The sequence below is a fragment of the Brevundimonas sp. GW821-FHT12E07 genome (assembly GCF_058807035.1).
Genome location: NZ_JBXAQH010000002.1, coordinates 385,951 through 408,713, shown reverse-complemented (window position 1 = coordinate 408,713; position 22,763 = coordinate 385,951). Strand labels below are relative to the sequence as shown.

Below are 22,763 nucleotides of genomic sequence, written 5' to 3'. Positions count from 1 at the left end.
TCTGATCAGGACGGCGCCTAGTCCGGGCGGCGTTGGCCGGGGACATCTTCGTCGGTGCGGGGCAGCTGGCCGCGGGCGACGTTGCCGAGCAGCTGTTCCATGACGGTCAGCGAACGGCCGCGCGTCGGGGTCTCGCGACGCTCCATGGCGATCTTCTGGCCATCGTCCAGGCCCAGGGTGCGGACCGAGGCGACCTTTGCGTCGTCCTTGTTGAAGGTGATTTCGGTGACGCTGCGCTGCGAGATCTGCGGGCGGTTGTAGGTGTAACGCTCGCTGGTCTGGCTGATGTAATACCAGACCTGGTCCGGTTCGAAGGTCGAGGTGGTCGAGGGCGTGCCCAGGCGCGCCAGGACGGTTTCCTTGGTGTCGGTGCCGGCGACGATGTCGGACGGCTTGACGTCCACCACCTGGAAGCCGTGCAGGCCCACCACGGGGGCGCAGGCGGCGGCCGAAAGCGCCAGGGCGGCGATGGCGACGAGAGGGGCGATACGAAGCATTTGCGGGCGCCTGCGACAGAACAAGGTCTTTGACCTAACCGGACACGGGCTCTAGTTCAACGGCGCGGCGGAAAAGGGGCCGTGAAACATGCTGAAGTCACTCTTCCGGAAACATTCCGCTCCGAACGTCGGCGACGCCCTCTATGCGGCGGTCGCGGCCCAGGCGCGCCAGCCGGCCTTCTATACCGCCCTGGGCGTCGCCGACCGGATCGACGCCCGGTTCGAGCTCTACACCCTGCACGCCCTTCTGCTGATCCTGCGTCTGCGCGACGAGGATGCGGATGGGGCAGGCGAAGGGGTGGACGCCGCCCAGGCGCTGTTCGACGCCTATGTCTCGGCCCTCGACAACGTCCTGCGCGAGCTGGGCGTCGGCGACGTGTCGATGGCGAAGAAGATGCGCACCCTGGGCGAGGCCCTGTACGGCCGCATGACCGCCTATGAGACGCCCCTGCGCACCGGCGACGCCGCAACCCTGTCGGCCGGACTGGCGCGCAATGTCTTCGAGAGCGAGGACGCGGAACGCGGCGCGGCGCTCGCCCGCTATGCCCTTGCTGCGCGTGAAGGACTGGCCGCCCAGCCCTTCGCCGCCGTCCTGAAACAGCCGTCCTGGCCTGAGATTACCGCATGACCGTCGTCCTTCCTTTCAGCGAAACCGTCCGCCTCAACGAGATCGGCGTGGGCCTGCAGCGCACGCTGGAGCCCGATGCGGCGATCCGCGCCCGCATCGCCCGCTCGCTGGATCTCGCTTCGCTCGACGCCTTCACCGCCGATCTGAACCTGGGTCCGAACCCGGATCACGGGGCCGGCGGCTGGCGTCTGACCGGCCGGGTCAAGGCCAGCGCGGTCCAGACCTGCGGCATCACCCTCGAACCCCTCCCGGTCGAGATCGACGAGCGATTCGTCGTCGATCTGGTCGAACAGGCCCCGGAAATCCCGGAGGACGAGGAGTTCGAGATCGGCGTCGACACCGACATCCCCGACGCCATCGAGGACGGCCGAATCGATCTGGGCCAGTACGCCGTCGAACAGCTGGCCCTGAACCTCGATCCCTTCCCGAGGAAGCCCGGCGTCGAGTTCGTCCAGCCCGAGGAACCGAAGGAAATCTCTCCCTTCGCCGTCCTGAAACAGTTCAAGCCCAAGGACGAGGCGTAGAAATCCTGCCCTAAGGTCACCTGCCTTTGCATCGACCTGTTGCAGGTCTATCGTGAACAGCCCAGATGAGCGTCGCGTCAGACGACGCCCCGGAGAGCATAGCCTTTTGCCCACCCCCGTCCTGATTTCGCTCGACGCCATGGGCGGCGACCACGGACCCTCCGTCGTCGTCCCCGGCATTCGGCAATACATCCGCCGCCACGGCGGCGAGAACGTCCGCTTCCTGCTGCACGGCGACCAGACCGCCATCGCGGCCGAGATGGCCAGGTGCAAGTTGACCGCCGAGGTCTGCGAGATCCGCCACACCGACAAGGTCGTGGCCATGGACGAGAAGCCCGCCACCGCCATGCGCCGGGGCAAGGGCTCCAGTCTGTGGAACGCGGTCGAATCGGTGAAGTCGGGCGAAGCCGGGGCCGTCGTTTCCGCCGGCAATACCGGCGCCCTGATGGCCATCTCCAAACTGATCCTGCGCATGTCCGCGCCGGGCCTGGAGCGTCCGGCCATCGTGGCCAGCTGGCCGACCCTGAAGGGCGTCACCGCCGTTCTGGACGTCGGCGCCAATATCGAGAGCGACGCCGAGCAGCTGATCGAATTCGCCATCATGGGCGAGGCCTTCCATGCCGCCGTCCACGGTGTCGCCAAACCGACCATCGGCGTCCTGAACGTCGGTTCCGAGGACATGAAGGGCCATGAGGAGGTGCGCGAGGCGCACGCCATCCTGCGCGCCGGCGGCCTCGATCTGAACTATCACGGCTTCGTCGAGGGTGATGACATCGCCAAGGGCACGGTCGATGTGGTCGTCACCGACGGTTTCACCGGTAATATCGCCCTCAAGACCGCCGAGGGCACGGCCCGCTTCATCTCGACCCTGCTCAAGGGCGCCCTGTCCTCCAGCGTCCAGTCCAAGCTGGGCGCCCTGCTGGCGATGCCCGCGCTCAAGGCCATGGGTCAGAAGATCGACCCCAACGCCATCAACGGCGGCCCCCTGCTGGGTCTGAACGGCATTGTCGTGAAGAGCCACGGCGGGGCGACGGCCCAAGGCTTCGGCAACGCCATCCGCATCGGCGTCGACCTGGCCCGCAGCGACTATCTGACGACCGTCGGCTCCAAGCTGGGCCGGCTGGACGACATCATGCACGCCCTGCCTTCCGCCGCTGAAGCGGTCGAAGCGGCGGCCGCACCCTCCGGAGAGATTCTGCAGTGAGCGTTATCCGCAGCGCCGTCACCGGCGTGGGGTCCTATCTGCCCGAGCAGATCGTGACCAACGCCGATCTGGCCGAGTTCGTCGAGACCAGCGACGAGTGGATCCAGGAACGGACCGGCATCAAGCAGCGCCACAAGGCGCGCGACGACCAGCCGACCAGCGATCTGGCCGTCGAGGCCGCGCGCAAGGCCCTGGCCGACGCCGGCAAGACGCCCGCCGACGTCGACCTGATCATCGTCGCCACCACCACCCCGGACATGACCTTCCCGGCGACGGCGACCATCGTCCAGCGCAAGCTGGGCTGTCCGGTCAACATCGCCTTCGACGTCCAGGCCGTCTGCTCGGGCTTCGTCTATGCGCTCAGCGTCGCCGACGGCTTCGTGGCGCGCGGTCACGCCAAATGCGCCCTGGTCATCGGCGCCGAGGAGATGACCCGGCTGATGGACTGGTCGGACCGCACTACCTGCGTCCTGTTCGGCGACGGCGCCGGCGCCTTCGTGGTCGAGCCGCGCGAAGGGCAGGGGACCAAGGCCGATCAGGGCCTTCTCGGCTTCGCCCTGCGCGCCGACGGCTCCAAGACCGACCTCCTCTATGTCGACGGCGGCCCCTCGACGACCGGCTCGGTCGGCCATCTGCGCATGCTCGGCAACCAGGTCTTCCGCCACGCGGTCGTGAACATCGCCGAGGCCATCACCGCCTGCTGCAAGGCCGCGAACATCGAGATCGCCGACGTCGACTGGTTCGTGCCGCACCAGGCCAACCAACGCATCATCAAGGGGGTCGGGGACCGTCTGGGCCTGGACGAAAACACGGTGATCACCACCGTGGCCCAGCACGCCAACACCTCGGCGGCCTCCATTCCCCTCGCCATGGACGCCGCGATCAAGGACGGACGCATCAAGCGGGGCGATATGGTCCTGCTCGAAGCCATGGGCGGCGGCCTCACCTGGGGCGCCTGCGCTTTCCGCTTCTAGGTCCCATTTATGGTCAAGCTTGCCACTTGGGGCTTTCGTTTTGCTGGGTTTTCGCCTTTTATGACGCGCCTGCATATTCTGGAGACGGACCTTGGCTGAAGTGAGCACCCTGACCCGCGCGGATCTGTGCGAGGCTGTCCACGAAGAGGTGGGCCTGTCGCGGCAGGAATGCTCGTCGATGGTCGAGCGCACCCTGGATCTGATCGTCGAGTCGCTCGAGCGCGGCGAGACGGTGAAGCTGTCCGGCTTCGGCGTCTTCCAGGTCCGTGAAAAGCGCGCCCGCATGGGCCGCAACCCCAAGACGGGCGAGCCGGCCGCGATCAACCCGCGCCGGGTCATCAGCTTCCGCGCGTCCCAGATCATGAAGTCCAAGGTCCACGACGCCGCCGTCGAGGCCTGACACATTGGCGAAGAGCCCCAACGCTTTTCGTACCATATCCGAAGCGGCGGAGGCCGTCGGCGCGCCCCAGCATGTGCTGCGCTTCTGGGAAACCAAGTTCAGCTTCATCGACCCGGTCAAACGGGCCGGCGGACGCCGCTTCTACCGCCCCCAGGACGTGGTGGTGCTGAAAGCCGTGCGTCGGCTGCTCCACGACGAGGGCCTGACCATCAAGGGCGTGCAGCGCCTCTACAAGGACCAGGGCATCGCCCGGCTGGCCGCCTATGGCGATCCCGAGGCCGCCTTCGCCATGGACGCCGATTCGGCCCCGGCGACCGAAACGGCCTCTGAAACCACCCCGAGCGCTTCCGTCGCCGCCCCGGGGCCGGTTTCAACGGTCCGCCTGCGCCAGCTTCTGGTCGAGATCGAGAGCGCGCGGGCCCGTCTGGACGCCGTTCTGGCCGGTTGATCATAAAAGCGCGTTTTTGCGTTTGCGGCGGGCGGGTCGCCCCGCTATACGACCGCCTCTCGGAGCGTGGCGCAGCCTGGTAGCGCACTTGACTGGGGGTCAAGGGGTCGCAGGTTCGAATCCTGTCGCTCCGACCATCTTCCGCATCGAAGACGGTTGGTTGAAGGGGTCGCTTTCGGGCGGCCCCTTTGCAATTCCGCTCGTAGCGAAGTGTTGGCTACTTGGGCTTCTTCTCGGCCCAGCTCAGCAGGGGCAGAAGGGGGAAGCCCCAGGCGATGCCCGCGATGCCGTAGTAGAGCAGCCGCACGATCTGATTGTCCGGCAGATGGGCGCCGATCGTGATCACCGCCCAGACGTAGAAGACGAGGAAGGCGCAGACGCCCAGCGCCGCCACGGCCCTGCGCGCGCGCGGTCCCATCAGCGCTTGTTCCGGAACAGATAGTAGGCGACCAGGCTCAGGGCCGCGCCGCACAGGGACCAGACCACCCACAGCCAGCTGTCCATGGTGGTGTTGGCGAACACCCGGATCGGCAGGAACCAGCCGCACACCGCCCCGACGCCGGCGACCAGCAGGGCGGCGAAATAGCCGCGCTTGCCGCTCAGCAGGTCAGCGATCCAGGCCACGGCCAGAACGCCCAGGGCGGCGATGACGATGTCGGCGTATTGCAAGCCCTTGTTCCTCCAACCGTGTTCGGCATTCGCGCCGCTCCGGGCTGCGAAATCGTCTTTGATCTTGTCGCCCCGGGCGGGCATACCGCCACGGTCCGGGGTCCTTCCCGACCCCTAGCATAGCCGTCAGGACATCGGGCGTCGAATGAACCGTTTCGCGTACCGCGACCAGAGCCGTTCGGTCGCCATCTGGCTGTTTCTCTGCGCCGCCATGGTCTTCGCCATGGTGGTGATCGGGGGCGTCACCCGCCTGACCGGCTCCGGCTTGTCGATCACCGAGTGGAAGCCGATCATGGGCGCCATTCCGCCCATGTCCGACGCCGCCTGGGCCGACGCCTTCCAGAAGTACAAGGCCATCCCCCAGTACGCCCAGATCAATGCGGGCATGAGCCTGTCGGAGTTTCAGGGCATCTTCTGGTGGGAGTGGTTGCACCGTCTGGTCGGGCGGCTGGTCGGGGTGGTCTTCTTCCTGCCCTTCATCGTCTTCGTGGTGATCAAGCGCATTCCGCGCCGGCTGATCTGGCGTTGCCTGGTCCTGCTGGCCATGGGCGGCCTTCAGGGGCTGATCGGCTGGTGGATGGTGACGAGCGGTCTGTCGGTCCGCGTCGACGTCGCGCCCGAGCGGCTGACCATCCATCTGGGTCTCGCCCTGCTGATCTTCATGGGCCTGATCTGGACCGGGCTGGAGGCCTGGGCCGGGGAGGAGCATTCGCGCTCGCCCGAGGGCTGGAGCCGCGGCGCCACGGCCCTTCTGGTCGCCGTCTTCATCCAGTGTCTGCTGGGCGGCCTCGTCGCCGGGGCCAAGGCCGGCTTTGTCTATACCGACTGGCCGTTGATGAACGGCGGCGTCTTCCCGCCCGTCGAATGGGGCAAGGGAGCCGTCGCCTTCCTGCACGATCAGGCGCTGGTGCAGTTCGATCACCGCATCTGGGCCTATGCCCTTTTGATCGGCGGTACGGCCTATGCGGTGCAGGCTTGGCGCTGGCGTCTGGCCGAGGGGTTGGGCTTCTCCGCCATGCTCGTCGCGGGCGCCCTGTGGCTTCAGGCCCTGCTGGGCGTCGTGACCCTGATCAACGCCGTGCCCCTGTGGCTGGGCGGGCTGCATCAGGCGGGCGCGGCCGTTGTCCTGCTGCTGGCGACCGCCAACCTCTGGCTGGTGCGCCGGTCGCAGCCCCGGCTGTTCATGTCGGGGCCGAGGCGGCGTTAGGACGCCAGTTCTTTCGCCAGTCCCGCCGCCCCCGCTGAAACCTCGCGCCAGGTGACCTCGAAGCCGGCGTCGTCGCCGTAATAGGGATCAGCCACCGACTGCCCCGGCCGCCCGGCGTGATCCAGCAGCAGGCTCAGCGTCGCCGTCCCGTCCTTCGGCCGCAGTCGTTTCAGATTGGCCAGATTGTCCGCATCCAGCGCCACGATGTGGCTGAAGTGGTGGAAGTCCTCCGCCTTCACCTGCCGCCCGCGATAGCCGGAGATGTCGATCCCGTGCCGCCGCGCCGTCGCCTGCGCCCGCGGATCCGGCGGATCGCCGACGTGCCAGCCGCCGGTCCCCGCCGACTCGATCTCGATATCGAGCCCCAGCCGCGCCGCCTCCGCCTTCATCGCCGCCTCGGCCAGCGGCGAGCGACAGATGTTGCCGAGGCAGACGAAGAGGACGGACGGCCGCACTATCGCCGCCCGAACAGCTTCTCGAGGTCGCCCAGCTTCAGTTCGACATAGGTCGGGCGCCCGTGGTTGCACTGGCCGGAGTGGGGTGTGGCCTCCATCTGGCGGAGCAGGGCGTTCATCTCGGGCGCCGACAGGACCCGACCGGCGCGGACCGAGCCGTGGCACGCCATGGTGCCGCAGACGTCGCCGAGGCGCTCGGTCAGGGCCAGGGCTGCCCCGTGTTCGGACAGGTCGTCGGCGATGTCGCGGATCAATCCCTGCACGTCCGTGTCGCCCAGCAGGGCCGGGGTCTCGCGCACCAGGACCGCGCCCGCCCCGAAGGCCTCGACGATCAGGCCCAACTCGGCCAGCTCCTCGGCCTTGGCCACGACCCGGTCGGCCTCGGACGGATCCAGCTCGACCACCTCGGGCGTCAGCAGAGCCTGCCGGGTCACCGAGCCCGCCGCCATCTGCACCTTCATCTTCTCATAGACGAGGCGCTCGTGAGCCGCGTGCTGGTCCACCACCACGATGCCGTCCCGCGTCTGGGCGACGATATAGGTGCCGTGCACCTGCGCCCGGGCGGCGCCCAGCGGATGGTCGACATAGTCGGGCGCGGCGCCCGATCCGGCCTGGCTGGGCCAGGCGGCAAAGCCCGGTGAGGCCTGTTCGACCCGCGCCGACTGCTCGTTCAATCCCGGCAGGACGCCGGTCGTCGGCCGCGCGGGCGGCGCCTCCCAGCCCTGCCAGCCGCTGAAGCTGGTCGCCGCGGGCGTCGACGGGCTCCATGCCGGATAGCCCGGGCTCGGCGCCCCCGTATGGGCCGTGAAGCCTGCCAGGGCATCCGCCGCCACAGTCGTCGAGGCCCGGTGCCCGGCCGCCGCCAAGGCATGCCTCAGCCCGCCCACGATCAGGCCGCGCACCAACGCCGGGTCGCGGAACCGCACCTCGGCCTTGGCCGGATGGACGTTGACGTCGACGTACAGCGGATCGACCTCGAGGAAGAGCACCGCCGCCGGATGCCTGTCTCTGGCCAGGAAGTCGGCATAGGCCCCGCGCAGCGCCCCCTGCAGCAGCCGGTCGCGCACCGGCCGCCCGTTGACGAACAGATACTGATGCGCCGCATTGCCCCGCGAATAGGTCGGCAGGGCCGCGTAGCCGCTCAGCCGGACGCCGTCGCGCTCCTGATCGATCAGCAGGGCGTTGGCCTCGAAGTCCCGGCCAAGCAGGGCGGCCAGCCGCTTCAGTCGGCCCTCGTCGCCCGGATGTTCGGCGGGAAGGCGCAGCACCGTCTTGCCGTCGAGATCCAGGGTGAAGGCGACGCTCTCATGCGCCATGGCCTGACGCTTGATCTCGTCGGAGATGGCCATGGCCTCGGCCCGTTCCGACTTCATGAACTTCAGCCGCGCCGGGGTGGCGTAGAACAGGTCGCGCACCTCGACCCGCGCGCCGTGCGGTCCGGAGAAGCCGGCGGGCGCCACCGCCTTCTGATCCCCTCCCTCGACGTGGATCATATGGGCGTCGCCGCCTTCCTTCGGGCGGCTGGTGATGGTCAGCCGGGCCACCGAGCCGATCGAGGGCAAGGCCTCGCCGCGGAAGCCCAGGGTGTTGATCCTCAGCAGGTCGACGTCGCCCGCGTCGTCGGGCTCCAGCTTCGAAGTCGCATGACGCTCGACCGCCAGCGCCAGCTGGTCCGCCGCCATCCCGTGCCCGTCATCGGCGATCAGGATGCGCGCCAGCCCGCCGCCGTCCGCCTGCACCTCGACCCGCCGCGCGCCCGCGTCCAGCGCGTTCTCGACCAGCTCCTTGATGGCGCTGGCCGGCCGCTCGACCACCTCGCCGGCGGCGATGCGGTTGACGGTCTCGGGCGGAAGGCGACGGATGGGCATAAGGTGACGGTTCTGGCGCGGGAGCGGTGTAGGGGTTAGCTATAACCCAGATGGGGAAGGGCGGCCTCGATGACCAGAATCCTGCTGCAGACGACGATCGGACCGGTCGAGGACGACTGGAATATCGGCCGATTCTCTCGCCTGACCGCCTTTCTCTCGGGCCTGCCGGGCGTCGCGGTCACGGCCCGCGACCGCGCCACGCCTGCGGGTGAGACCGACCCGGTCCTCGCCGGTCTCGCCGACAGCGATTTCGACCAGCTCTGGCTCTTCGCCGTCGATGTCGGCGACGGCCTGAACCCCGAGGAATGCGCCGCGATCAACGCCTTCCACGCGCGCGGCGGCGGCCTTCTGGTCACCCGCGATCACATGGATCTGGGCTGCTCGGTCTGCACCCTCGGCGGCGTAGGCGAGGCGCATCATTTCCACACCCACAACATGGAAGCGGATACGGCGCGTCAGGTCATCGATGACGCCGTGACCACCTACATCTCCTGGCCCAACTACCACTCCGGCGCCAACGGCGACTGGCAGACGATCGGGATCGAGGGCGAGACCCATCCGCTGTTGCGTGACCCCGTTGGCGGCGTGCTCGACAGGCTCCCGGCCCACCCGCATGAGGGCGCGGTCTCCGCGCCCGCCGACCGGCCGGACGCCCGCGTCATCGCCACCGGCCGCAGCAAGGCCACCGACAGGCCCTTCAACATCGCGGTCGCCTTCGAGGGCGAGCCCGGCGGGGAGGGGCGCGGTCTCGCCCAGTCCACCTTCCACCACTTCGCCGACTACAACTGGGACCCGCGTTCCGGTTGCCCCAGCTTCGTCGACGAGCCGCCAGGCGACGCCATGATCCGCGACCCGGAAGGCCTGCGCCAGACTGAGGCCTATGTCGCCAATATCGCGGGCTGGCTCACCCGCTGATCACTCCCATGGCGCTGGTGAGTACAGCTCTGCGATGAAGTCGGTCAGGGCGGCGACGGCGGCCGAGGGCTCGCCGCGCGGCCGCACCGCATGGATGCCGACGTCGGCGGCCCCCTCGACCTCCGGCAGGACGCGGATCAGCCGTCCGGAGGCCAGCTCTTCCGACACGTCCCACAGCGAGCGCAGGGCGACGCCCAGCCCCGACAGGGCCAGTTCGCGCACGACCTCCGAGGAGTTGGTGCGCACATGGCTGACGCCCGCGACCTCGATCTGGCGCTTGCCGGTCGTCAGACGCCAGGGCAGCTGGCCCTCGGCCGCCAGCAGCCGATGACTGGACAGGTCGCTCAGGCTCGTCGGCGCCCCGTGGGCCTCCAGATAGGCGGGCGCGGCGCACAGGATACGTCGACTGGTCGCCAGACGTCGCGCGTCCAGTCCAGGGGCCACGCCCGACGAAATCCGGATCGCCAGATCGATCTTCTCCGCGATCAGGTCCGAGAAGCCGTCGGACAGGTCGAGCGTCAGCTGGATTCGCGGATGCCGGTCCAGAAACGGCTTCAGATGCGGGGCCAGATGCATCCGTCCGAACGAGGTCGGAGCCGAAAGCCGCAGAGGGCCCGACAGGCCATCGCCGGGCCCGCGCAGCCGCGCCTCGGCCGCCTCGACCGCTGTCAGGATGGCCAGCACATCACGGTGGAAGCCCTCGCCCTGTTCGGTCAGGGCGAGGCGCCGCGTGGTCCGGTGGATCAGCCGCGCGCCCAGCCGCGCCTCCAGCCGCGCCATCCGCTTGGACGCCATGGCCGGGGAGATGCCGAGGCCGCGCGCCGCCGCCGACAGGCTTCCGGCGCTGACCACACGGGCGAACAGGGCGTAGTCGGGGTCCAGCATATCTGTTCTTCTGGGGAACGACTGTCTTTCGTTTTATGTCTCTACCGCGCCTATTGAGGGCGGTCTATCCTGCGCTCATGGAACAGCTGATCGACAAGGCCGGCCTCAAGGTCGCCCCCGCCCTGACCGCCTTCATCGAGGCCGAGGCCCTGCCCGGGACCGGTCTCGACCCTGCCGCCTTCTGGAGCGGCGTCGCCGACATCTTCGCCGGCTTCGCGCCCGAGAACGCGGCCCTGCTGGCGAGGCGCGAGGACCTGCAGGCGAAGATCGACGCCTGGCATCTGGACCGACCCGGCCAGCCCGATCCGGCCGCCTATGAGGCCTTCCTGCGCGAGATCGGCTATCTGGTCGAGGAGCCCACGCCCTTCGCCATCGCCCCGACGAAGGTCGACGCCGAGGTCGCGACACTGGCCGGCGCCCAGCTGGTCGTGCCGATCTTGAACGCCCGCTTCCTGCTGAACGCCGCCAACGCCCGCTGGGGCAGCCTCTACGACGCCCTCTATGGCACGGACGCGATCCCGGGCGCGGCGGCGGGCAAAGGCTATGATCCCGAACGCGGCGCTCTCGTCATCGCCTGGGCGAAGGGTTTCCTCGATGAGGCCGTGCCTCTGGCGAGCGGGAGCTGGACCGACTTCGCGGGCGGCGACCCGGTTCTGGCCGACCCGGCGCAGTTCGTCGGCCGCGCCGGCGACAACCTGCTGTTCCGCCACAACGGCCTGCATATCGAGGTCGTCGTCGACCGCGCCCATCCGATCGGCGCGACCGATCCGGCGGGCATCGCCGACGTGGTTCTGGAAGCCGCCCTGACCACCATCGCCGACCTCGAGGACTCCGTCGCCGCCGTCGATGCGGAGGACAAGGTCGCGGCCTACGCCAACTGGCTGGGCCTGATGAAGGGCGACCTTCAGGCCGGGTTCGACAAGGGTGGACGGTCGATGATCCGTACACTGAATAATGATCGGACTTATACCGGGCCGGATGGTTCAGAGCTGGTCCTGCCGGGTCGCAGCCTGATGTTCGTGCGCAATGTCGGGCATCTGATGACAACCCCCGCCGTGCGTCTAGCGAACGGCGCCGAGGCCCCCGAGGGCATTCTCGACGCCATCGTCACCAGCCTGATCGCGCTGCATGACCTGAAGGGCGAGGGGCGGTTCCGCAACAGCCGCGCCGGCTCGATCTATATCGTCAAACCCAAGATGCACGGGCCGGAGGAGGCGAGGTTCACCGACCGGCTGTTCGACGCCGTCGAGGACCTGCTGGGGCTGGGGCGGCACACGATCAAGGTCGGGGTCATGGACGAGGAGCGCCGCACCTCGGCCAACCTCGCGGCCTGTGTCCACGCCGTGAAGGACCGGATCGTCTTCATCAACACGGGCTTCCTCGACCGCACCGGCGACGAGATGCACACCTCGATGCGGGCCGGGGCCATGGTGCGCAAGGCCGAGATGAAGGCTTCGGACTGGATCGCGGCCTATGAGGATCGCAACGTCCAGATCGGTCTGGCCTGCGGCCTGTCGGGCAAGGCCCAGATCGGCAAGGGCATGTGGGCCGCGCCGGACCGGATGGCCGACATGCTGGAGCAGAAGATCGGCCACCCCCGCTCGGGCGCCAACACCGCCTGGGTGCCGTCGCCGACGGCGGCCGTGCTGCACGCCACCCACTATCACCGCATCGACGTCTTCGCCCGTCAGGCCGAGCGCAAGGCCGAGCCGATCGCGGCCCTGTCGCGTCTGCTGACCATCCCGCTGGCCGCGGGCCATAACTGGTCGCCGGAGGAGGTCCGCGCCGAGCTGGACAACAACGCCCAGGGCATCCTCGGCTATGTCGTGCGCTGGATCGATCAGGGCGTCGGCTGTTCCAAGGTGCCCGATATCCACGACATCGGCCTGATGGAGGACCGGGCGACCCTGCGCATCTCGTCCCAGCACATGGCCAACTGGCGGCTGCACGGCGTCTGCACCGACGAAGAGATCGACGCCGCCTTCGCGCGTATGGCGGTCAAGGTCGACGCCCAGAACGCCGACGATCCGCTGTATCAGCCCCTGTCCGGCCATGAGGCCGACAGTCTGGCGTATCAGGCCGCGCGGGCTCTGGTCTTCGAGGGCGTCGAACAGCCGAGCGGCTATACCGAACCCCTGCTGCACCTGTTCCGCAGGCAGGCCAAGGGGGAGGCGGTCTAGGATGGGCTTAGCCCGGCGATCCCGGTTTCGAGGTTCCCGGCACGGCCTCCTGCAGCGGCGCGACCCCGTCGCCCCGCACGGGATCGGGCGTCTTGGTCTCCTGATGACCCAGCGCCAGGACATAGGCCGCCACGGCGAGGACGGCGATCAGACCCAGGATGATTGCGAAGGCCTTGCGGGCCCGGCTCGGGTTTTTGATGGCGGGGGGCTTTTCGTGTTCCATGACCTTTGAAACCGCGACCCGCGAAACGGTTGCGCTTGTCTGTGTTCGCGGCCGTCTCAAAAGTCGAACAGCTCCATCTGCGGCCGGGCGTCCCTCGGCACGCGGAATTTGGTGATGTCCAGCACGTGGCGTTCCTGATCGAGGCCATAGCGTTTGATCGCCGCCTTGAACCGGGTGGCGATGAGTTCGGCGACCGGACCGGTGCCCTTCATCCGCTGGGCCCAGTCGGCGTCATAGTCCTTGCCGCCGCGCGTCTGGCGGATCAGGGACATGACCCGGGCGGCGCGATCGGGGCGGACGTCGGCCAGCCACTCGCGGAACAGGTCCTTGATCTCCAGCGGCAGGCGCAGGGTGACGTACATGGCCGTCTGGGCTCCGGCTTTCGCCGCCGCCTCCAGCACCGCCTCCATCTCATGATCGTTGAGGCCCGGGATGACAGGGGCGAAGCCGACGCCGACGGGCACGCCGGCGTCCGCCAGGGCCTTGACCGCATCCAGCCGCCGCTGCGGCGTCGAGGCTCGCGGCTCCATGGCCCGCGCCAGCCCCCGGTCCAGGGTCGTGATCGAGACGAAGGCCGTGGCCAGTCCCTCGCGGCCCATCGGTCCCAGGATGTCGATGTCGCGGGTGATCAGGTTCGACTTGGTGATGATCGAGAAAGGCTGGTTGAACCGTTGCATGACCTCAAGGATCCCCCGCGTCGATTTCAGCTCTCGCTCGACCGGCTGATAGGGGTCGGTGTTCCCGCCTATGTGGATACGTTTGCAGACGTATTTCCGGGCTGAGAGCTCCTGTTCCAGGAGACGCGCGCCCTCGGGCTTGAAGAAGATCCGGCTCTCGAAATCCAGGCCCGGGGATAGGCCCATCCAGGCATGGGACGGGCGGGCATAACAGTAGATGCATCCATGTTCGCAGCCTTTGTACGGGTTGATGGAGCGGTCGAAACCGACGTCCGGGGACGTGTTCTTGGCGATGATGGTGCGGGCGTGCTCGGGCGTGAGCGTGGTCCGCAGGGGAGCAGGGGCCTCGTCTTCCGGCGTCCAGCCGTCGTCGAAGGCTTCATGGGCGACCGGTTCGTACCGGCCGGAGGCGTTGGTGCGGGCGCCGCGTCCTTTCGTCTGCAATGCTTCGTCGCCGGGATCGACATGAGGGGACGATAACATGAGAACGGAACAAAGCAAGAACATTGAGAACGCGGACGTTCCTAGGAACGGCGGTCTTGTCGCTCAATGATGCGTCTAATTCGGTCGTAAGATCTAAAGTTTGAGGAACCGGCTGCTCGCCGCCACTCCCGCCAGCAGCACCGCCACCACCCCGAAGGCCAGTGGCAGGCTGGAGACGTGGGCGATCCAGCCGATCCCTGCGGGTCCGGCCAGTATCCCCGCGTAGCCGACCGTGGTCACCGCCGGCACGGCGATGTGCTCCGGCATGGCGGTCTGACGGCCGATGGCGCTGAACAGGACCGGCACGAGGTTGGAACAGCCGGCCCCGAGCAGGGCGTATCCCGCCAGCGCCGCGGGCCAGGCTGGAACCAGAACCGCCACCGCCATCCCCGCCGTCGCCAGCAGGCCGCCGAACAACAGCACCCGCGCGCCGCCCAGCCGCTCGACGACCCGGTCGCCGGTCAACCGCCCCGCCGTCATGGTCAGGCTGAAGGCCGCGAAGCCAAGCCCGGCCATGGCGGGGGCCACGCCGCGCTCGACGGTCAGGAAGACGGCGCTCCAGTCCAGCGCCGCCCCTTCGGCCAGGAAGACCACGAAACAGAGCGCCGCGATGAAGACCACGACCCCGTGCGGCACGGCGAAGGCGGGTCCGTCACCTTCCGCCGCATAGGCCAGCAGCCCCCGCCGCGCCCATAACAGCAGTCCCACCGTCACCGCGATCACGATCGTGGCCACCACCCATGGCGAGACGCCCAGGGTCAGCAGCGCCGCTGAGCCGCCCGCGCCGACCAGGCCGCCCAGACTGTAGAAGCCGTGAAAGCCCGACATCAGCGTCTTGCCGCTGGCCCGCTCGACGATCACGGCCTGGATATTGGCCACGCAGTCCATCGAGCCGATCCCGGCGCCGAAGACGAACAGGGCGGCGGCCAGAACAGGCACGCTGGCCGAGGTCGCCAGCACCGGCAGCATCAGAACGGCGGCGAGGGTCGTTACGGTGATCACCGTCCGGCACCCGGCCTTGCGCGCCCAGGCGCCCGACAGGGGCATGGCCAGGATCGACCCCAGGCCGAGGCAGAGCAGCAGCAGCCCCAGCGCCCCCTCGTCCAGACCTGCCCGCATCTTCACGAACGGCACCAGCGGCGCCCAGGCGGAAATGATCACGCCCGGAATGAACAGGGCGAGCCGGGTCGCGCCTTGCTCGCGCAGGCCGGGTGTCGGGAGAGGGGAGAGGTCGGTCATCCCGCGCGGGGATGGCCGGTCGGGCTCACGGGGTCAACTGCGACACCGTCTCCCGACCGGGATTATCAGTCCTCGGCGGCGGCCTTCTTGGCGGCCGGCTTCTTGGCCGGAGCCTTCTTGGCCGCGGGCTTCTTCGCGGCAGCCTTCTTCGCGGTCGGCTTCTTCTCGGCGGCGGCTTTCGGAGCGGCCTTCTTCGCCGGCGCCTTCTTGCCCTTGGACGGGGCGGCGGCGGCGCGGGCGGCGAGAAGCGGCAGGGCGACTTCCAGCGTCAGGTCCTCGGGCGCCGTGCCCTTGGGCAGGGTGGCGTTGATCTTGCCCGACTTGACGTAGGGGCCGAAGCGGCCGGCCATGACGTGGATCGGCTCGCCCGTCTCCGGGTGGGCGCCCAGGTCCTTGAGCGGCGCCACGGCCGCGCCGCGACCGGCGAACTTGCCCGCCCGCTTCTCGGCCAGCAGCACGACCGCGCGGTTCAGCCCGATCTCGAACACCTCGTCGATGTCGGCGACATTGGCATAGGTCCCGGCGTGCAGGACGAAGGGTCCGTAGCGGCCCAGACCGGCCGTGATCAGCTTCCCGTCCTCGGGGTGGACGCCCACCTCGCGGGGCAGGGCCAGCAGGCGCAGGGCCTGGTCCAGCGTCAGGGACGCGGGGCTCCAGCCCTTGGGCAGGGACGAGCGTTTCGGCTTGTCCGCTTCCGGAGGCGTGGTTTCCACATAGGGGCCGAAGCGGCCGATCTTAAGGTGGACCGGCTGGTTTGTCTCCGGGTCGAGACCCAGTTCGCGATCGCCGCCGTCCGCCGCGGCTTCCGAATCCGGAGAGGCCACGGGGCGGGTGTATTTGCAGTCCGGATAGCGCGAACAGCCGACGAAGGCGCCGAAGCGGCTGGTCTTCAGGCTAAGCTGGCCGATGCCGCAGGTCGGGCAGGCGCGCGGATCCGAGCCGTCCTCCTTCTGCGGGAAGATGTGCGGCCCCAGCGACTCGTTCAGGGCGTCGAGGATGGCCGTGGTGCGCAGCTCGCCCGCCGCCTGGGTCGCGACATGGAAGTCGGACCAGAACTCGCGCAGCAGCACCTTCCAGTTCAGATCGCCGGCGGAGACCTCGTCGAGCCGGGTCTCCAGCGCCGCGGTGAAGTCGTATTCGACCCATTTGCGGAAGAACTCTTCCAGGAAGGCCGTGACCAGCCGTCCCTTGTCCTCGGGATAGAAGCGGTTCTTGTCGGTGCGGACGTATTCGCGGTCGCGCAGCGTCGTCAGGATCGAGGCATAGGTCGAGGGACGGCCGATGCCGAGCTCTTCCAGCTTCTTGACCAGGGTCGCTTCCGAGAAGCGCGGCGGCGGCTCGGTGAAATGCTGTTCGGTGCGGATCGCCTCGACCTTGGCCCTGGCGCCTTCCTTCAGCGTGGGCAGGCGGGTCGAATCGTCGTCCTCGTCCTCGGCGCCCTTCTGCTTTTCGTCGCGGCCTTCCTCATAGACGGCCAGGAAGCCGTCGAAGGTCACCACCTGGCCGGTGGCGCGCAGGCCGGTCAGGCCGTCCGGGGTCTCGACGTCGACCGTGGTCCGGTCCAGACGCGCGGCCTCCATCTGCGAGGCCACCATCCGCTTCCAGATCAGCTCATAGAGCCGCTGCAGGTCTCCCTCGAGGCGCAGGGAGTCGGGGTGGCGCGCGATGTTGGTCGGGCGGATGGCCTCGTGCGCTTCCTGGGCGTTCTTGGCCTTGGTCTTGTAGTAGCGCGGCTCGGCCGGGACGAAGGCGGGGCCGAACTGGCCGGCGATGACCTCGCGGGCCTGGGCGATGCCCTCGGGCGTCGTCTGGACGCCGTCGGTCCGCATATAGGTGATCAGGCCGCCTGTCTCGTCGACGCCTTCATACAGCTTCTGGGCCGCTTGCATGGTGCGCTGGGCGTTGAAGCCGAGCTTGCGCGCCGCCTCCTGCTGCAGGGTCGAGGTGGTGAAGGGCGGGGAGGGGAAGCGGCGGACCGGCTTCTTCTCGATCGACTTGATGGTGAAGTCACCGGCGTTGATCGCGTCGCGGGCGGCGAAGGCCACGGCCTCGGACGGGATGTCGAGGCGCTGGATCCGCTTGCCGGCGTGTTTGACCAGACGGGTGGTAAAGGGCGGGCTGTCGGCGGCCAGATCGGCCTCGACGGACCAGTATTCCTGCCGCTTGAACCGCTCGATCTCCATCTCGCGGTCGACGACGATGCGCAGGGCGACGGATTGCACGCGGCCAGCCGAGCGGGCGCCGGGCAGCTTGCGCCAAAGCACCGGCGACAGGGTGAAGCCCACCAGATAGTCCAGCGCGCGGCGGGCCAGATAGGCCTCGACCAGCTCCATGTCGATCTGGCGCGGCGCGGCCATGGCGTCGAGCACGGCGGTCTTGGTGATGGCATTGAAGGTCACACGCTCGACGTGGGTGTCCTTGAGCGCCTTCTTCTTGTTCAGAACCTCGAGCACGTGCCAGCTGATCGCTTCCCCTTCACGATCCGGGTCGGTCGCGAGGATGACGCGGTCGGCGCGCTTGGCGGCCTCGGCGATTTCGGACATGCGCTTGGAGCCGCGGGCGTCGACCTCCCATTCCATGGCGAAGTCGTCGTCCGGCTTGACCGATCCGTCCTTGGACGGGAGGTCGCGGATATGGCCGTAGGAGGCGAGCACCTCGTAGTCCGACCCGAGGTATTTATTGATGGTCTTGGCCTTGGCCGGGCTCTCGACGATGACGAGGTTCATTACAGCGCAGTCTGTTGGGGAGGGCGCGAACGTGGTTGGCGCCGGGCGGCGTGTCAATCATGAGCCGTTGGGGGAACACAACTTCCCGTAAGGGTTGCATGTTTACCTTAAGTTGTGTTCATCTTCCTTGTCGCTATTCGACATCGGGGAAAACGTCATGCCGCGCCCAGCTTCACAAGCCGATCCGTCACCGCCGCCGGTCCGCCCGGACCGTGCCCTCGGCGAGGCCGCGAGGGAGTATCCGGTACGGGAGTATATCGCCGGCCTGTCCATCGAACTGGCCCGTATGGCCCGCTGGGATGAGGACGAGCGACTGGCCGTCCTGCTGGAGGCAGCCGCGGCCCGGGCGAACGAGCCGCGGGCCGGGCGGCCCGGAACAGAGACGATCACCCTGCCGTCCTGACGTCCTGAGGGGCAGGGCGGGCAGGATCAGCTCTCGCCGACCGTCCCCGTCTTCACCTCGCCAGAGCGGCGATAGAGGGTGGAGATCACGCCGCTGCTCGTCGTCTCGCTCTTTTCCAGCACGAAGCCGCCGGGTTTGGACAGACCGTCGAACCAACGCTTGCCGCCGCCGAGAACCAGCGGGAAGGTCATCAGCCGCAGCTCGTCGACCAGGTCGTGGGCCAGAAGGGCGTGCAGCAGAACGCTGGACCCCTGCGTCAGCAGATCGGGCCCGTCGCCCTGTTTCAGCTCGGCGACCCGGGCGGGCACGTCGCCCGTCAGTGCGACCGAGTTCACCCACTCCAGACTGTCCGGAGACGAGGTGGCCACATATTTGGTCACCCGGTTGAACAGGGGTCCAATCGGAATCTCCTGATGCACCGGCCAGTAGCCGGCGAAGATGTCATAGGTCTTGCGGCCCAGCAGCAGGTCGAACGGCTCTGTCTCCGTCTTGCCGAACACCCCCATGAAGGGATCGGCGTCCGCGGTCCAGAAGGGTGCGGTCCAGCCGCCGAAGGCGAAGCCGCCGTCCGGGTCCTCGCCGGGCCCGCCGGGGGCCTGCATGACGCCATCGAGGCTGACGAAGGCGGCGCCGATCAGTTTTCTCATCGGGGTATCTCCTTAGATGGCCGTGGCGGCGCGGCGGAAGGGGAAGAGGGCACGCAGGGCCGGGTCGCGCAGCCACAGCCCGCCCCACATGATCAGGCCGAGGTAGAGGCTGAACAGCTGGTGGCTGAACAGGGGCGCGTCGACCCGGACCTGGGTGGCCATGGCCCCGCCCAGCAGTCCCATCATCACCACGGCGCCGAAGACGCTGGTGCGCGGATAGACATAGAGCAGGACGCAGGTCAGTTCGATCAGGCCGATCGGCAGGACCCAGGCCCGCGACCAGCCGACCTGCTCCAGGGTGTCCCCGGCGACGGCCATGCCCGTGAGCTTGGGCAGGACCGAGGCGCCGAGCATGAAGAGGACGAACAGGGCGCTGAGCACGCGCCCCGTCCAGACCATCGGGGAAGCTTTCAGCGCCATCAGCCCGCTTGCCCCGGCTTCCAGTCTTCCTTCGGATTGGTGTTGATCATCCACGGGATGCCGAACTTGTCGGTGAAGGAGCCGTAGCCCGGCGACCAGAAGGTCTCGCCGAAGGCCATGCCTACCTTGCCGCCGGCCGACAGGCCGTCGAACACCCGCTTCGATTCCGCTACGTCGTCGGAGTGGAAGGTGACGTCGAAGCCGTTCTTGGGCTTATCGATATTGGGGGCGAACTCGGGCGGCATGTCGGCGCCCATCAGGGCCTGGCCGTCGATCTCCAGCCAGCCGTGCATCAGCCAGTCCTTGTATTTGGCGTCGATCGGCATGTCGGGCGGGCCGTCACCGAACGGGAAGGCCTTGATCTCCCCGCCCAGGACCGACTGATAGAATTCGAAGGCCTGGCGGCATTCGCCCTGGAAGCTCAGGCTGGTGACCAGTTTCATGACGACGTCTCCTCTTTGTTGTTGTGGTGGGGGTCAGGCGTTCTGCGTGGGCGCGACATTGGTCATCCACGGCACCCCGAACCGGTCGGTGAAGCCGCCGAAGCCGGGCGCGCAGTCGTTGACGCCGAACGGCATCTCGACCTGGCCGCCTTCGGACAGGTCCTTGAAGACGCGCCGCGCCTCCTCGACCGTGTCGAAATGCAGGGTGATGTCGAAGCCGTCCTTGGGCTTGTGCATGTCGGGCGCATGGTCCGGATGCATGTCCGAGCCCTGGATCGCCTGATCGCCGACCTGCAGCCAGCAGTACATCAGCCAGTCGGCGATCTCGGGCGGACCGTCGGGGAAGGCGTCGCCATAGCGGACGGCGGTGGTGATCTCCCCGCCCAGAACCCTGGCATAGAAGTCGAAGGCCTCGCGGCAGGTGCCGGGCAGGCTTACGCTGGGAATGATCTTCATCACGGCGTCTCCGGTAGGGATGTTCAGTCGGGGTTGGCCGCCAGCCACGCCTCCAGCCGGTCGGCGGTCGAGGTCCAGCCGTGCTTGTGGCCGGTCAGGCTCTGCTCGGACTTCAGCCCCTCGTGGGTGAAGTCCATGACGGTCCGGCCGTCGGCGGTCTCGCCGAAGTCGACGGTGACCTGGGTGTCGACCGGCGGCCCGTCCTCGTGGCTCTCGTCCCATTTGAAGGTGAAGGCCAGGCGGCGCGGGGCGTCGATCTCGGTGTAGATTCCGCCCTGCCACAGGTTCTCGCCGGTGGCGGGCGAGCGCAGGCAGATGCGCCAGGCGCCGCCGACCCGGAAGTCGCAGGTCGCCGACACCGCCGGCCACTCCACCGGCCCCATCCACAGGACCAGGATCTCCGGGTTGGACCAGGCCCGCCACACCAGATCGCGCGGCGCGTCGAAGGTGCGCTGCATCTTCAGGGTGGGGCGCAGGGCTGGCGCGACGGCTTCGACGAGGCTCATCGTGCGGCCCTCAGAGCGTCTTCACGAGGTCGTTGAGCTGGTCGGCGACCGTGCCCCAGCCCTCGTGGAAGCCCATCTGCTCGTGCTGCTTCAGGATGGCCTCGTTCCAGTGGCTGGCGGTGGCCTTGTACTTCGTCTTGCCGTCCGCCGTGGGCTCCATCTCGATCCGGGCCGTCATGAAAGGCTGACCGGCCGGCTTCCACTCGGGGGTGAAGGCGTCGGTGGTGATCATCCGCCGGTTCGGCACGACCTCCAGGAAGATGCCCGCGTTCGGGAACACCTCGCCATTCGGCCCGTGCATGGTGAAGTTGAACCGGCCCCCGGCGCGCGGCTCGACGATGGCGTCGGTGATCGTCCACGGCTTCGGCGCGAACCACTGGCTCAGGATCGCCGGATCCGTATAAGCCTTGAAGACCTTCTCCGGCGGGGCGTCGATGATCCGCTCCAGCACCAGGTCGAAGGCGTGGGCGGCGCCCGACGTCTCGCACGGATTGTCGTTGGGGTGTTGGGCCTCAGTTTCGTTTGCCATCGTCGTTTCCCTTCTGAATTTTGCGCAGATAGTCGTCGAGACGGTCGAACGACTTGTCCCAATAACGGCGGTAGTGCTCAAGCCATTCGGCGATGCCCTTCATCCCCATCGGCTCCAGCCGGGCAGGGCGCCACTGGGCCTCCTTGCCGCGTGAGATCAGCCCGGCCTTCTCCAGCACCTTCAGATGCTTCGACACCGCCGGCAGGCTCATGTCGAACGGCTCCGCCAGTTCGTTGACGCTGGCCTCGCCCTCGGTCAGCCGCGCCAGGATGGCCCGACGGGTCGGGTCGGCCAGGGCCGCGAACTTCGCATCCAGAGGATCGGGGGTGGGGGTCATCGTCCGTCTTCAAATCTAACCTGAGAGTTAAATACGAAGGCTTGAGAAGCTTGTCAACCGATCAGTTAAATACCTGCGGCGGTTAGTAGCTGAGCTTGGGATACCAGTCGGTCCCGCGCCCCTCCGGCGTCAGGTCCAGCACGTTCCATAGCGTTCCCAGATCGACCGGATCGCGCGGGTCCTGGCCCGGATCGGCCATCTCAGCGTTCATCTCGCTGGCCCAGAACAGCCGAACCTTGTCGCCGTCGCGGCGGTAGACAACGATCGCCGCCATATCGAGGCTGCCGTCCATCAGCTGGGCCATGTCGCGGGCGTAGTCGTCGCCGACGGTCTGGACGAAGTCGAGATGGGTCCAGCCGCGTTCGGCGGCGAAGGCCGTCTGGCGCTCGACCGGGCTGCGACCGAGGATCTTGAGCGCCACCCGCTGTTTGATGTCCTCGGCGTTGCCGTTCACCGACCCCAGCAGGTTGGTGCACATCGGGCAGGGCCGTTCGCGCTCGGGTCCGTACATCCACAGATAGCTGAACAGGGCATCGTGGTCGCCGAAGAGATCGATCAATCCCACCTCCGCCCCGTTCGCATCGATGAACCGGTAGTCCTTCTCGATGACCGGCCCGGGCGGCAGCGCCTGCCGCAGTTCGGCGACCTTGGTCAGCTGGCGGCGCGCCTCAATCTCTTCGACCTGAAGCGCCTGCCGGGCCTTCCGGTAAGCGTCGCTCTCGCCGGGAAAGGCCGGATGGGCGAGGGCGGCAAGGTCGGCGGCGGGGGCGAGGTCGGGCATCGGGCGGCTCCTTAGCTGGCGATATGTGGAACGGTTCCG

General features: G+C 68.1%; 28 protein-coding genes and 1 tRNA gene. 11 read left to right on the top strand and 18 right to left on the bottom strand.

Features of this window, described 5'->3' with window-relative positions:
* Positions 1–17 precede the first annotated feature (17 nt).
* Positions 18–497, bottom strand: a complete 480-nt coding sequence (bamE, locus tag AC1ROD_RS10110) for an outer membrane protein assembly factor BamE domain-containing protein (protein ID WP_492948117.1) — start codon at positions 495–497, stop codon at positions 18–20.
* A gap of 88 nt (positions 498–585) precedes the next feature.
* On the opposite strand from bamE, the gene AC1ROD_RS10105 reads away from it, so the two are divergent.
* The 7 genes from AC1ROD_RS10105 (at position 586) to AC1ROD_RS10075 (ending at position 4,812) form a co-directional block, all read left to right on the top strand.
* Entirely contained in the window at positions 586–1,125 is a 540-nt protein-coding gene (locus AC1ROD_RS10105; RefSeq protein ID WP_492948116.1) for a ubiquinol-cytochrome C chaperone family protein, read from the top strand.
* The gene (locus tag AC1ROD_RS10100; protein ID WP_492948115.1) at positions 1,122–1,649 is read left to right on the top strand and encodes a YceD family protein; all 528 of its coding nucleotides are present in this window, start codon (positions 1,122–1,124) and stop codon (positions 1,647–1,649) included. The genes AC1ROD_RS10105 and AC1ROD_RS10100 overlap by 4 nt, the downstream gene beginning before the upstream one ends.
* A 106-nt stretch (positions 1,650–1,755) precedes the next feature.
* Positions 1,756–2,853 carry a phosphate acyltransferase PlsX gene (gene plsX, locus AC1ROD_RS10095; protein WP_492948114.1) on the top strand — a complete coding sequence of 366 codons (1,098 nt, stop codon included), beginning with the start codon at positions 1,756–1,758 and terminating at the stop codon, positions 2,851–2,853.
* Entirely contained in the window at positions 2,850–3,827 is a 978-nt protein-coding gene (locus AC1ROD_RS10090; RefSeq protein WP_492948113.1) for a beta-ketoacyl-ACP synthase III, read from the top strand. Before plsX ends, AC1ROD_RS10090 begins: the two co-directional genes overlap by 4 nt.
* Positions 3,828–3,927: 100 nt before the next feature.
* Positions 3,928–4,227, top strand: coding sequence for an integration host factor subunit alpha (locus tag AC1ROD_RS10085; protein ID WP_492948443.1), 300 nt, complete (start codon positions 3,928–3,930; stop codon positions 4,225–4,227).
* Positions 4,228–4,231: 4 nt separating this feature from the next.
* Positions 4,232–4,675: a MerR family transcriptional regulator gene (locus AC1ROD_RS10080; protein ID WP_492948112.1), complete on the top strand. Its 444-nt coding sequence runs from the start codon at positions 4,232–4,234 to the stop codon at positions 4,673–4,675.
* 60 nt (positions 4,676–4,735) lie between these two features.
* Positions 4,736–4,812, top strand: a tRNA-Pro gene (locus tag AC1ROD_RS10075).
* A gap of 80 nt (positions 4,813–4,892) precedes the next feature.
* Here the strand turns inward: AC1ROD_RS10075 and AC1ROD_RS10070 are convergent.
* Together AC1ROD_RS10070 and AC1ROD_RS10065 are read right to left on the bottom strand one after the other, a co-directional pair.
* On the bottom strand, positions 4,893–5,093 hold the full coding sequence (locus AC1ROD_RS10070) for a DUF2842 domain-containing protein (RefSeq protein ID WP_492948111.1): 201 nt from the start codon (positions 5,091–5,093) through the stop codon (positions 4,893–4,895).
* Complete coding sequence (locus AC1ROD_RS10065; protein WP_492948110.1) at positions 5,093–5,344, bottom strand: transglycosylase; 252 nt, start codon at positions 5,342–5,344, stop codon at positions 5,093–5,095. Before AC1ROD_RS10065 ends, AC1ROD_RS10070 begins: the two co-directional genes overlap by 1 nt.
* Positions 5,345–5,489: 145 nt before the next feature.
* Here AC1ROD_RS10065 and AC1ROD_RS10060 point away from each other — a divergent pair, with 145 nt between their 5' ends.
* Entirely contained in the window at positions 5,490–6,551 is a 1,062-nt protein-coding gene (locus AC1ROD_RS10060) for a COX15/CtaA family protein (RefSeq protein ID WP_492948109.1), read from the top strand.
* Here the strand turns inward: AC1ROD_RS10060 and AC1ROD_RS10055 are convergent.
* The gene (locus AC1ROD_RS10055; RefSeq protein ID WP_492948442.1) at positions 6,548–7,009 is read right to left on the bottom strand and encodes a low molecular weight protein-tyrosine-phosphatase; all 462 of its coding nucleotides are present in this window, start codon (positions 7,007–7,009) and stop codon (positions 6,548–6,550) included. The genes AC1ROD_RS10060 and AC1ROD_RS10055 overlap by 4 nt on opposite strands.
* Positions 7,006–8,874, bottom strand: a complete 1,869-nt coding sequence (gene mutL, locus AC1ROD_RS10050) for a DNA mismatch repair endonuclease MutL (RefSeq protein ID WP_492948108.1) — start codon at positions 8,872–8,874, stop codon at positions 7,006–7,008. Before mutL ends, AC1ROD_RS10055 begins: the two co-directional genes overlap by 4 nt.
* Before the next feature lie 69 nt (positions 8,875–8,943).
* Between mutL and AC1ROD_RS10045 the strand changes: the two genes are divergently transcribed.
* Complete coding sequence (locus tag AC1ROD_RS10045) at positions 8,944–9,789, top strand: hypothetical protein (RefSeq protein ID WP_492948107.1); 846 nt, start codon at positions 8,944–8,946, stop codon at positions 9,787–9,789.
* On the opposite strand, the gene AC1ROD_RS10040 is transcribed toward AC1ROD_RS10045, so the two are convergent.
* A complete protein-coding gene (locus AC1ROD_RS10040; RefSeq protein ID WP_492948106.1) occupies positions 9,790–10,674 on the bottom strand; it encodes a LysR family transcriptional regulator in 885 nt (294 codons plus the stop codon).
* A 77-nt stretch (positions 10,675–10,751) separates the two neighbouring features.
* Between AC1ROD_RS10040 and AC1ROD_RS10035 the strand changes: the two genes are divergently transcribed.
* Positions 10,752–12,854, top strand: a complete 2,103-nt coding sequence (locus AC1ROD_RS10035; RefSeq protein ID WP_492948105.1) for a malate synthase G — start codon at positions 10,752–10,754, stop codon at positions 12,852–12,854.
* 7 nt (positions 12,855–12,861) lie between these two features.
* On the opposite strand, the gene AC1ROD_RS10030 is transcribed toward AC1ROD_RS10035, so the two are convergent.
* The 4 genes from AC1ROD_RS10030 to topA form a co-directional block, all read right to left on the bottom strand.
* Complete coding sequence (locus tag AC1ROD_RS10030; protein ID WP_492948104.1) at positions 12,862–13,077, bottom strand: hypothetical protein; 216 nt, start codon at positions 13,075–13,077, stop codon at positions 12,862–12,864.
* A gap of 56 nt (positions 13,078–13,133) precedes the next feature.
* A complete protein-coding gene (locus AC1ROD_RS10025; protein WP_492948103.1) occupies positions 13,134–14,237 on the bottom strand; it encodes a PA0069 family radical SAM protein in 1,104 nt (367 codons plus the stop codon).
* Positions 14,238–14,330: 93 nt separating this feature from the next.
* Positions 14,331–15,476 carry an MFS transporter gene (locus tag AC1ROD_RS10020; protein ID WP_492948102.1) on the bottom strand — a complete coding sequence of 382 codons (1,146 nt, stop codon included), beginning with the start codon at positions 15,474–15,476 and terminating at the stop codon, positions 14,331–14,333.
* Between the two features lie 65 nt (positions 15,477–15,541).
* Positions 15,542–18,202, bottom strand: coding sequence for a type I DNA topoisomerase (topA, locus tag AC1ROD_RS10015; protein ID WP_492948101.1), 2,661 nt, complete (start codon positions 18,200–18,202; stop codon positions 15,542–15,544).
* A 157-nt stretch (positions 18,203–18,359) separates the two neighbouring features.
* On the opposite strand from topA, the gene AC1ROD_RS10010 reads away from it, so the two are divergent.
* Positions 18,360–18,605, top strand: coding sequence for a hypothetical protein (locus AC1ROD_RS10010; RefSeq protein WP_492948100.1), 246 nt, complete (start codon positions 18,360–18,362; stop codon positions 18,603–18,605).
* A 26-nt stretch (positions 18,606–18,631) separates the two neighbouring features.
* Here AC1ROD_RS10010 and AC1ROD_RS10005 read toward each other — a convergent pair whose 3' ends face one another.
* From AC1ROD_RS10005 to AC1ROD_RS09970, 8 genes are all read right to left on the bottom strand, one after another.
* Positions 18,632–19,252 (bottom strand): dihydrofolate reductase family protein, encoded by a 621-nt coding sequence (locus tag AC1ROD_RS10005; protein WP_492948099.1) that lies wholly within the window; start codon positions 19,250–19,252, stop codon positions 18,632–18,634.
* Positions 19,253–19,264: 12 nt separating this feature from the next.
* Entirely contained in the window at positions 19,265–19,672 is a 408-nt protein-coding gene (locus AC1ROD_RS10000; RefSeq protein ID WP_492948098.1) for a DoxX family protein, read from the bottom strand.
* On the bottom strand, positions 19,672–20,115 hold the full coding sequence (locus AC1ROD_RS09995) for a VOC family protein (RefSeq protein ID WP_492948097.1): 444 nt from the start codon (positions 20,113–20,115) through the stop codon (positions 19,672–19,674). The genes AC1ROD_RS10000 and AC1ROD_RS09995 overlap by 1 nt, the downstream gene beginning before the upstream one ends.
* 33 nt (positions 20,116–20,148) lie before the next feature.
* Positions 20,149–20,571 (bottom strand): VOC family protein, encoded by a 423-nt coding sequence (locus tag AC1ROD_RS09990; protein WP_492948096.1) that lies wholly within the window; start codon positions 20,569–20,571, stop codon positions 20,149–20,151.
* Positions 20,572–20,594: 23 nt separating this feature from the next.
* The gene (locus AC1ROD_RS09985) at positions 20,595–21,077 is read right to left on the bottom strand and encodes an SRPBCC family protein (protein ID WP_492948095.1); all 483 of its coding nucleotides are present in this window, start codon (positions 21,075–21,077) and stop codon (positions 20,595–20,597) included.
* Between the two features lie 10 nt (positions 21,078–21,087).
* Positions 21,088–21,606: an SRPBCC family protein gene (locus AC1ROD_RS09980; protein WP_492948094.1), complete on the bottom strand. Its 519-nt coding sequence runs from the start codon at positions 21,604–21,606 to the stop codon at positions 21,088–21,090.
* Positions 21,590–21,943: an ArsR/SmtB family transcription factor gene (locus AC1ROD_RS09975; RefSeq protein WP_492948093.1), complete on the bottom strand. Its 354-nt coding sequence runs from the start codon at positions 21,941–21,943 to the stop codon at positions 21,590–21,592. The genes AC1ROD_RS09980 and AC1ROD_RS09975 overlap by 17 nt, the downstream gene beginning before the upstream one ends.
* An 82-nt stretch (positions 21,944–22,025) precedes the next feature.
* Positions 22,026–22,724, bottom strand: a complete 699-nt coding sequence (locus AC1ROD_RS09970) for a DUF899 family protein (protein WP_492948092.1) — start codon at positions 22,722–22,724, stop codon at positions 22,026–22,028.
* Positions 22,725–22,763 lie beyond the last annotated feature (39 nt).